This is a genomic window from Pseudochrobactrum lubricantis, from assembly GCF_041929865.1.
GTDB classification, from domain to species: Bacteria; Pseudomonadota; Alphaproteobacteria; order Rhizobiales; family Rhizobiaceae; genus Pseudochrobactrum; species Pseudochrobactrum saccharolyticum.
Genome location: NZ_JBHEEE010000001.1, coordinates 1012170 through 1019032 on the forward strand (window position 1 = coordinate 1012170; position 6863 = coordinate 1019032).

The 6863-nt window shown below is 50.6% G+C and carries 7 protein-coding genes; 3 read left to right on the top strand and 4 right to left on the bottom strand.

Annotation, left to right across the window (positions count from 1 at the left end):
* Positions 1-100: 100 nt before the first annotated feature.
* Positions 101-1369, bottom strand: coding sequence for a multidrug effflux MFS transporter (locus JNC80_RS04485; protein WP_022709450.1), 1269 nt, complete (start codon positions 1367-1369; stop codon positions 101-103).
* 44 nt (positions 1370-1413) lie between these two features.
* The gene (locus tag JNC80_RS04490) at positions 1414-1881 is read right to left on the bottom strand and encodes a MarR family winged helix-turn-helix transcriptional regulator (RefSeq protein ID WP_376709611.1); all 468 of its coding nucleotides are present in this window, start codon (positions 1879-1881) and stop codon (positions 1414-1416) included.
* Positions 1882-2036: 155 nt separating this feature from the next.
* On the opposite strand from JNC80_RS04490, the gene JNC80_RS04495 reads away from it, so the two are divergent.
* Positions 2037-4073: a M3 family metallopeptidase gene (locus JNC80_RS04495; RefSeq protein WP_376709653.1), complete on the top strand. Its 2037-nt coding sequence runs from the start codon at positions 2037-2039 to the stop codon at positions 4071-4073.
* A 45-nt stretch (positions 4074-4118) separates the two neighbouring features.
* Here JNC80_RS04495 and JNC80_RS04500 read toward each other — a convergent pair whose 3' ends face one another.
* Positions 4119-4325, bottom strand: a complete 207-nt coding sequence (locus JNC80_RS04500) for a DUF1737 domain-containing protein (protein ID WP_022709608.1) — start codon at positions 4323-4325, stop codon at positions 4119-4121.
* 31 nt (positions 4326-4356) lie between these two features.
* Complete coding sequence (locus tag JNC80_RS04505; protein ID WP_376709612.1) at positions 4357-5226, bottom strand: HpcH/HpaI aldolase/citrate lyase family protein; 870 nt, start codon at positions 5224-5226, stop codon at positions 4357-4359.
* Between the two features lie 243 nt (positions 5227-5469).
* Between JNC80_RS04505 and leuD the strand changes: the two genes are divergently transcribed.
* Positions 5470-6075 carry a 3-isopropylmalate dehydratase small subunit gene (gene leuD, locus JNC80_RS04510; protein ID WP_376709613.1) on the top strand — a complete coding sequence of 202 codons (606 nt, stop codon included), beginning with the start codon at positions 5470-5472 and terminating at the stop codon, positions 6073-6075.
* Positions 6076-6225: 150 nt separating this feature from the next.
* Positions 6226-6645: a metallopeptidase family protein gene (locus JNC80_RS04515; RefSeq protein WP_022709610.1), complete on the top strand. Its 420-nt coding sequence runs from the start codon at positions 6226-6228 to the stop codon at positions 6643-6645.
* Positions 6646-6863 lie beyond the last annotated feature (218 nt).

A 6863-nucleotide genomic window follows, 5' to 3' on the forward strand; every position in this document is an offset into this window, starting at 1 on the left:
CGGTTAAAATCAGACCTGATGGTCTGGGCGTGTTTTGTGCTCTCGGGCCGCGCTTGTCAACCCTGCTGTTTTTGCCTGACAATTCTATGAGAGTCTGACTTTACCGGTCTGCAGATTTTTCAGGGGTAATCGGATGCTCCAAGGTAGGGGCCAGAGGCAGTTTGAACCTGTTCCACATTATATAGCTGATTAATGACAGTAATCCCATCAGCGGCAATAATGTTGCCATGGCGATAACCGGATCGCCCATAGAGGCTGAAATGATGCCGCCGACCAGACCACCGCCCATCTGGAAGAAGCCCATCAAAGCGGAAGCCGAACCGGCAATTTTCGGAAAAGGTGCCATGGCTGCCGTTGTCATCTGCGGCGTGAGAAAGGCAATGCCCATCACGTAAAGCCCCATCGGTAACATCACCAGCAGATAGCCCGGTTCATAAATGCGCAGCAACACAGCGAGCAGGATACTGGCGGAGCCGGTGCAGAGCAACCCGATGCAGGACATCTGGAAAACGGTCACGCGCTGCATCAGGATGCGGTAAATAATGCCGCCTGAAATATAGAAAGCAGTTTGTAACAACATCCCCATGCCGAAAGTGCTCGGTGACAGTCCCACACGCGTCATAAGAATGAAGGGCATAATGGTGGCTGATGTATAAAGCGCACCGGTAGCGCCGGTAAGCACCAGACTGGCAAACAGGAAGTGCGGGGTTTTCAGCAGGCTGAAATAGGATTGCACAAGTGCCCGTGGCCGGACACGGGAAGGATCGGGCTTGCCGGTTTCCTGCACAAAAAGCAGCATCATGAGAATGACAGCCGCCCCTTGCAGGATCATTACCAGAAAGATCGCATGCCAGCCGAGAAATTCCAGGGTCAGCCCGCCAAGTGTCGGGCCGATGGCAGGGCCGACGGACAGCACGATGCCGATCAGGTTCATCACCCGCGCTGAGCGGTCGCTGGTAAACAGATCGCGGACAATCGCGCGGGACATGGTAACGCCGACCGCTGCACCCACTCCCTGTAACAGGCGTGCCAGCACCATGATCTCAATCGTCGGAGCAAACAATGCCAGCACACTGGCTGCCAGATAGACAGACATGAAAAGAATAGTGATCGGTTTGCGGCCATAGCCGTCTGATAAGGGGCCGCAGATCAGCTGGGCAAAACAAAAACCGCCGAAATAGGCGGTCAGGGTCAGTTTAACTGCTGCTTCTGTGGTACCGAAATCCGAGACAATTTCCGGCATCGCCGGTGTATAAAGTGACATTGCCAGCGGGCCGATGGCGGCAAGAAAGCCGCCGATAATGCCAACGCGGCGCTCGGACATAATGACAAGCGGGGATGTTTTTTCGCGGGGGGATGAATCGGGCATAGCGGCATGCTTTATGGTTGGGAGCTAAATTGCGGATAACCGGATCAGCTTTTCCGGTTTTCCTGATTGAGTTGTCTTAAATGTGCGCGGACGGTCAGAAGATTATGCAAAAATCTCTGCCACTCTTCCGGCGGCAGCGCCTGTGAAGCATCGGCGATGGTTTCTTTCGCAATTCGTTTCAGCTCATCCAGAACCGGCACGGCTGTATCATTGAGAAAAATCAGTTTGGCACGACGGTCATCAGGATCGGCCTCGCGGCGCAGCAAGCCACGATTTTCCAGCCTGTCGAGATAGCCGGACAGGGTCATCGCTTCGATATTCATACTCTCGGCGAGGACAGACTGGCGGGCTGGCTGATAACGCGCAACATGAACCAGTGTCCGTGACTCGAAAGCCGTGAGTTCAAGACCTGCGGCAACGATCTTACGCTCCCGCTCAAGGCTGAAAAGCCGGCTGATATCATAGACAACGAAACCGAAACTATCGGGATCGTAGGATTTTCCTGCAAACATTGTAAGGCATCCTTATAATAAGGTTTCCTTACTATTTATTTTCAAGCAGGTCAATTATCCGTATAAATCACTTGTGGCGGATAAGCGGGCTGCTTAAATGTTTGAAATGCAATTCTGCAAACCGGAGACCGTGAGTTATGCCGCAGGACAATCAGATGACGCCCGCTTATTCAGCACTCAGCCAGTGGAGCGGCCCGCTTGGTCTGCCGGATTTCAGTAAATTCAGTGATGCGGATTTCAAAGCGGCTTTTGATATCGCTTTGGAAAAAGACTGGACGGATGTGGAAGCCGTTCTGCAGAACCCTGATGCGCCGACAATTGAGAATACGCTGAAAGCTTTGCAGCTTTCCGGCCGTGATCTTTCTCACATTGCCGCGATTTTCTGGATGCGCGCCGGTGCCCATACCAATGAGGATATTCAGGCGCTGGAGCGTGAAGTCGCGCCGAGAATGTCCCGCCATCACTCGCGCATCATGATGAATGAAGCGCTGTTTGCCCGCCTTGATGCGCTTTATCAGAGCCGTATCAATCTCGGGCTGGATACGGAAACGCTGCGTGTACTGGAAAAGAGCTGGAAAGGCTTTGTGCGTAACGGCGCTAAACTGAATGCACAGGACAAAGCACGACTGGCTGATATTAATGAAAAGCTTGCCGGTCTCGGTGCCGGTTTCGGCCAGAACGTGCTGAAAGACGAAGCATCATGGGCTTTATTTATTACTGATGAGGCAGAGCTTGCCGGTCTGCCGGATCAATTGCGCGATGCGATGAAAGCGGCGGCTGAAGAACGCGGCCGTGAAGATGCATGGGCGGTTACGCTTTCCCGTGCGATTGTTGAGCCGTTTCTGACCTTCTCCTCTGTTCGTCATTTGCGTGAAAAAGCCTATGAAGCATGGGCAAAGCGCGGTGAAAATGGCGGTGCGACTGACAATCGCACATTGGTGACAGAGATTGTTGCCTTACGTGATGAAAAGGCAAAGCTGCTGGGTTATGCAAATTTCGTTGCGTTCAAGCTTGATGGCACAATGGCCAAAACACCCGATGCGGTGATGGATTTGCTGATGCCGGTTTGGGATAAAGCCAAACAGCGCGCATCGGAAGAGCAGGCTGATCTGGAAAAGCTGATTACCGGTGAGGGGCTTAATCATCCGGTAGCCGGTTGGGACTGGCGTTATTATGCAGAAAAACTGCGTGCCGAGCGCTTCGCTTTTGATGAAGGTGATCTCAAACCTTATCTGCAGCTCAATAAAATTATTGAAGCAGCTTTTGATGTTGCAACACGTCTGTTCGGCCTGACATTCAAAGAACATCAGGGTGTTCAGACATGGCATCCGGATGTGCGTGTGTGGGAAGTGTTCAACGCGGATGGTTCACGACGCGGCCTGTTCTTGGGTGACTATTTTGCCCGTCAGAGCAAACGCTCCGGTGCATGGATGAGCGCTTTGCAGTCGTCTCATCGTCTGGATGGTGGTCAGCCACCGATCATTTATAATGTGATGAACTTCGCCAAGCCGCCGAAAGGCGAGGTGGCTCTGTTGTCGCTCGATGATGCACATACACTGTTCCACGAATTCGGCCATGCCCTGCATGGACTGCTGAGCGATGTGACATGGCCTGCAATTTCCGGCACCGCAGTCTCGCGTGATTTTGTCGAACTGCCATCCCAGCTCTATGAGCACTGGCTGACAGAGCGTCCGGTGCTGGAGAAATTCGCTACTCATTATAAAACCGGTGAGACAATCCCGCAGGATCTTATTGATAAGGTATTGAAAGCCGCGACTTTCAATGCCGGTTTCAACACTGTGGAGTTCACCTCATCGGCGCTGGTCGATATGGCATTTCATACCAGTGACAAGCCTGTGACTGACCCGCTGGTTTTTGAAGCGGAAGTTCTGAAAAAACTGGATATGCCGGAAGCGATTATCATGCGCCATCGTACCCCGCACTTCCTGCATGTGTTCAGCGGTGACGGATATTCAGCCGGTTACTATTCTTATATGTGGTCGGAAGTTCTGGACGCTGATGCTTTTGCGGCTTTTGAAGAAAGCGGCGATGTCTTCAATGCCGATCTGGCAGAAAAGCTGAAGACCCATATTTATGCGGCGGGTGGTTCCAAAGATCCGGAGGAATTGTACAAAACATTCCGTGGCCGGATGCCAAGCCCGCAGGCTATGATCGAAAAACGCGGCCTTTAATACGTGTAAATAAAGCCCCTGCAAGATATGCAGGGGCTTTTATTTTTAGAAACTGCCGAGTTTGATATCCGGCGAATATTCATGACCTTCAACGGTCTTGGTTACAGCCTGACCGCAATACATCTTCTTTTCTTCGGCATTATAGCTGTGGCTTGGTGAGCCATAGAGCATCCAGCCTTTGTTCAGGGCTTCAGTAACGCGATGACAAAAGGAAGAATCATCCGGACCGGTGAGGAAACGATAAAGCTGCATAGGAAACTCCTGTAGTTTGCAGAAAGAAGAATCAGCGCGCACGCGCAAGGACGCGTTCTGCCTGACGAATATGTAATTGCTCGACCATAGAGCCATTCAGAGAGATGGCACCTTTGGCAGCATTTTCCGGCAGATTAAAAGCAGCAATTACCTGATTTGCCCATGCGGCTTCTTCGGCAGTTGAGGAATAGCTGTTCAAAGCGGTTTCAATCTGGGAAGGATGGATCAGTGTTTTGCCGTCGAAACCAAGCATTGCTCCTTGTTCGCACTCGGCTTTGAAGCCTTCCTGATCCTGAAAATTATTATAAACACCGTCCAATACATCAATACCACCCGCACGAGCTGCGAGAATAATCTGCATCATCCATGGCAGTAATGCGCTGCGCTGGTTGGTGGTTTTAACGCCAGTGCTCAGAGCAATATCATTGGTGCCGACGATGAAACATTTGAGGCGTGCAGCGGATTTCTGCGCCAGCCGTGCAATTTCATCCGCATTGAGAATACCGCGCGGCGTTTCAATCATTGCCCAGATGCCGAGGGTCTCCGGTGCATCATAATCATCAAGCTTGCGGGCAGCATCGATCACCTGCTGCGGCGTTTCTGTTTTTGGCAGAACAATAGCCTCAGTTTTGAGTTCTGCTGCCAGTTTCAGATCATCCTCACCCCATTGCGTGGCAAGACTGTTGATACGGATAGCTTTTAGCGGGCTTCGTACTGTTTGGTGCTGCTCCTGAAAATGTGCGCGCAGATTATCACGCGCTTCATGCTTCATTTGCTCGGCAACAGAGTCTTCAAGGTCATATATAATGGCATCGGGCTGTAGTTGTGTGCTTTTGGCGAGGGCTTTCTGATGGCTGGCCGGAACATAAAGCACGGCACGGCGCGGCTGATAAAGTGTCACTCAGAATTTCTCCCTGGCAAAGATGTTCGTGTTATTTTTGATCTGAAAACCAGTCAAAAATGACAGGATATTGTTTGAATTGAATATCATAGGCAATCAATGAAAAGGTAGTTGCCTTTGGGGTTGAGGGGCGCATTATTATCATGGTGCGGCACTTCGCTTGGATTTCAGGCCTTTGACTCTGCAAAAAGCTGGTGTAAAGCACAATGAGAAAAGCATTTTGACTTACAGGTTACGAGACCGATGGAAAAATTTACCAAGCTTACCGGCGTTGCCGCTCCGTTGCCGATCATCAATGTCGATACGGATATGATTATCCCTAAGGATTATCTGAAGACAATCAAGCGTACAGGTCTTGGTAAAGGTCTTTTCGCGGAAATGCGCTTTAATGAAGACGGTTCCGAAAATCCGGATTTCGTTCTGAACAAACCTGCTTATCGCAATGCGCAGATTCTGGTGGCCGGTGATAATTTTGGTTGCGGTTCATCCCGCGAGCACGCGCCTTGGGCTTTGCTGGATTTCGGCATCCGCTGCGTGATCTCTACGTCTTTTGCGGACATCTTCTATAATAACTGTTTCAAGAACGGTATTCTGCCGATCAAAGTTTCTCAGGAAGATCTGGATAAGCTGATGGATGACGCTTCGCGCGGCGCCAATGCCACGCTGACAGTTGATCTTGAGGGGATGGCAATTTCCGGCCCAGACGGCGGCTCAATTGCTTTTGAGCTGGATGAGTTCAAACGCCATTGTATGCTCAATGGTTTGGATGATATCGGCCTGACAATGGAAAAAGCGGATAATATCTCGGTATTTGAGAAGAAGAATTCTGCAAGCCGTCCGTGGGCGTAAGCCTTTAAAATAAGGCTCACTTGGCATTTACAATATAAATGCCTATATCAGTTTTGAAACCACGCTGCAGATGGCTGTCAGCGTGGTTTTTTTATGGAATCAATTTTGGACTACCTGCTGTATAATAAGCGGGGCAGAAAGACAGGAACAATGGTTCAGACTGATCTGAGCGGAGACTGGGCAACACGGCTTGCCCCGTCTGTAGACGAGCTGAAATCACTGGCATTGAATGCGTATGCGCATATGCCGGATGAGTTTCGCGCGCTCAGCCCGCAGATTCGTATCGAAGTGGCCGATTTTCCGGATGAACAGGTTATGGAAGATCTGGATCTGGATACGCCTTATGACATTCTCTGTCTCTTTGAGGGGCGGGGTGTCGGAGAGCGGTTTCATTTGCGCGCGCAGGAAGGTCCAGAAGTGCTGACATTATATCGTCGCGCTATTCTGGATTACTGGAGTGAGAATACGGAAACGCTCGGCGAGATCATCGGTCATATATTGCTGCATGAAATCGGCCAGAGCTTAGGTCTGTCAGAAGCGGAGATGGAGCGGCTCGGCAGCCAGCATTAATATGCTCTGCTATATATAAGGTGCAGAGACATATAGAATCTCCACTCCACAACCACCCAATCATTGGTTAATGATTGCATAAAATTCGAAGTTTTCCCTGTGGAAAGAAAGTTTGCGATTTGTGTAATTTTTTTGAAAAGTCGTGTTGACAGTTTGGGAGAGTGGGGTCTATATAGCGACACAACGAGGGCGGCGGCGCTGCTAGCGGCAGAGAGCTT

What these genes read in the sequence shown, in the direction of transcription:
- JNC80_RS04495 (WP_376709653.1), top strand. Translation starts at nt 2,037, where the DNA reads ATGACGCCCGCTTATTCAGCACTCAGCCAGTGGAGCGGCCCGCTTGGT.
- JNC80_RS04485 (WP_022709450.1), bottom strand. Translation starts at nt 1,369, where the DNA reads ATGCCCGATTCATCCCCCCGCGAAAAAACATCCCCGCTTGTCATTATG.
- JNC80_RS04490 (WP_376709611.1), bottom strand. Translation starts at nt 1,881, where the DNA reads ATGTTTGCAGGAAAATCCTACGATCCCGATAGTTTCGGTTTCGTTGTC.
- JNC80_RS04515 (WP_022709610.1), top strand. Translation starts at nt 6,226, where the DNA reads ATGGTTCAGACTGATCTGAGCGGAGACTGGGCAACACGGCTTGCCCCG.
- leuD (WP_376709613.1), top strand. Translation starts at nt 5,470, where the DNA reads ATGGAAAAATTTACCAAGCTTACCGGCGTTGCCGCTCCGTTGCCGATC.
- JNC80_RS04500 (WP_022709608.1), bottom strand. Translation starts at nt 4,325, where the DNA reads ATGCAGCTTTATCGTTTCCTCACCGGTCCGGATGATTCTTCCTTTTGT.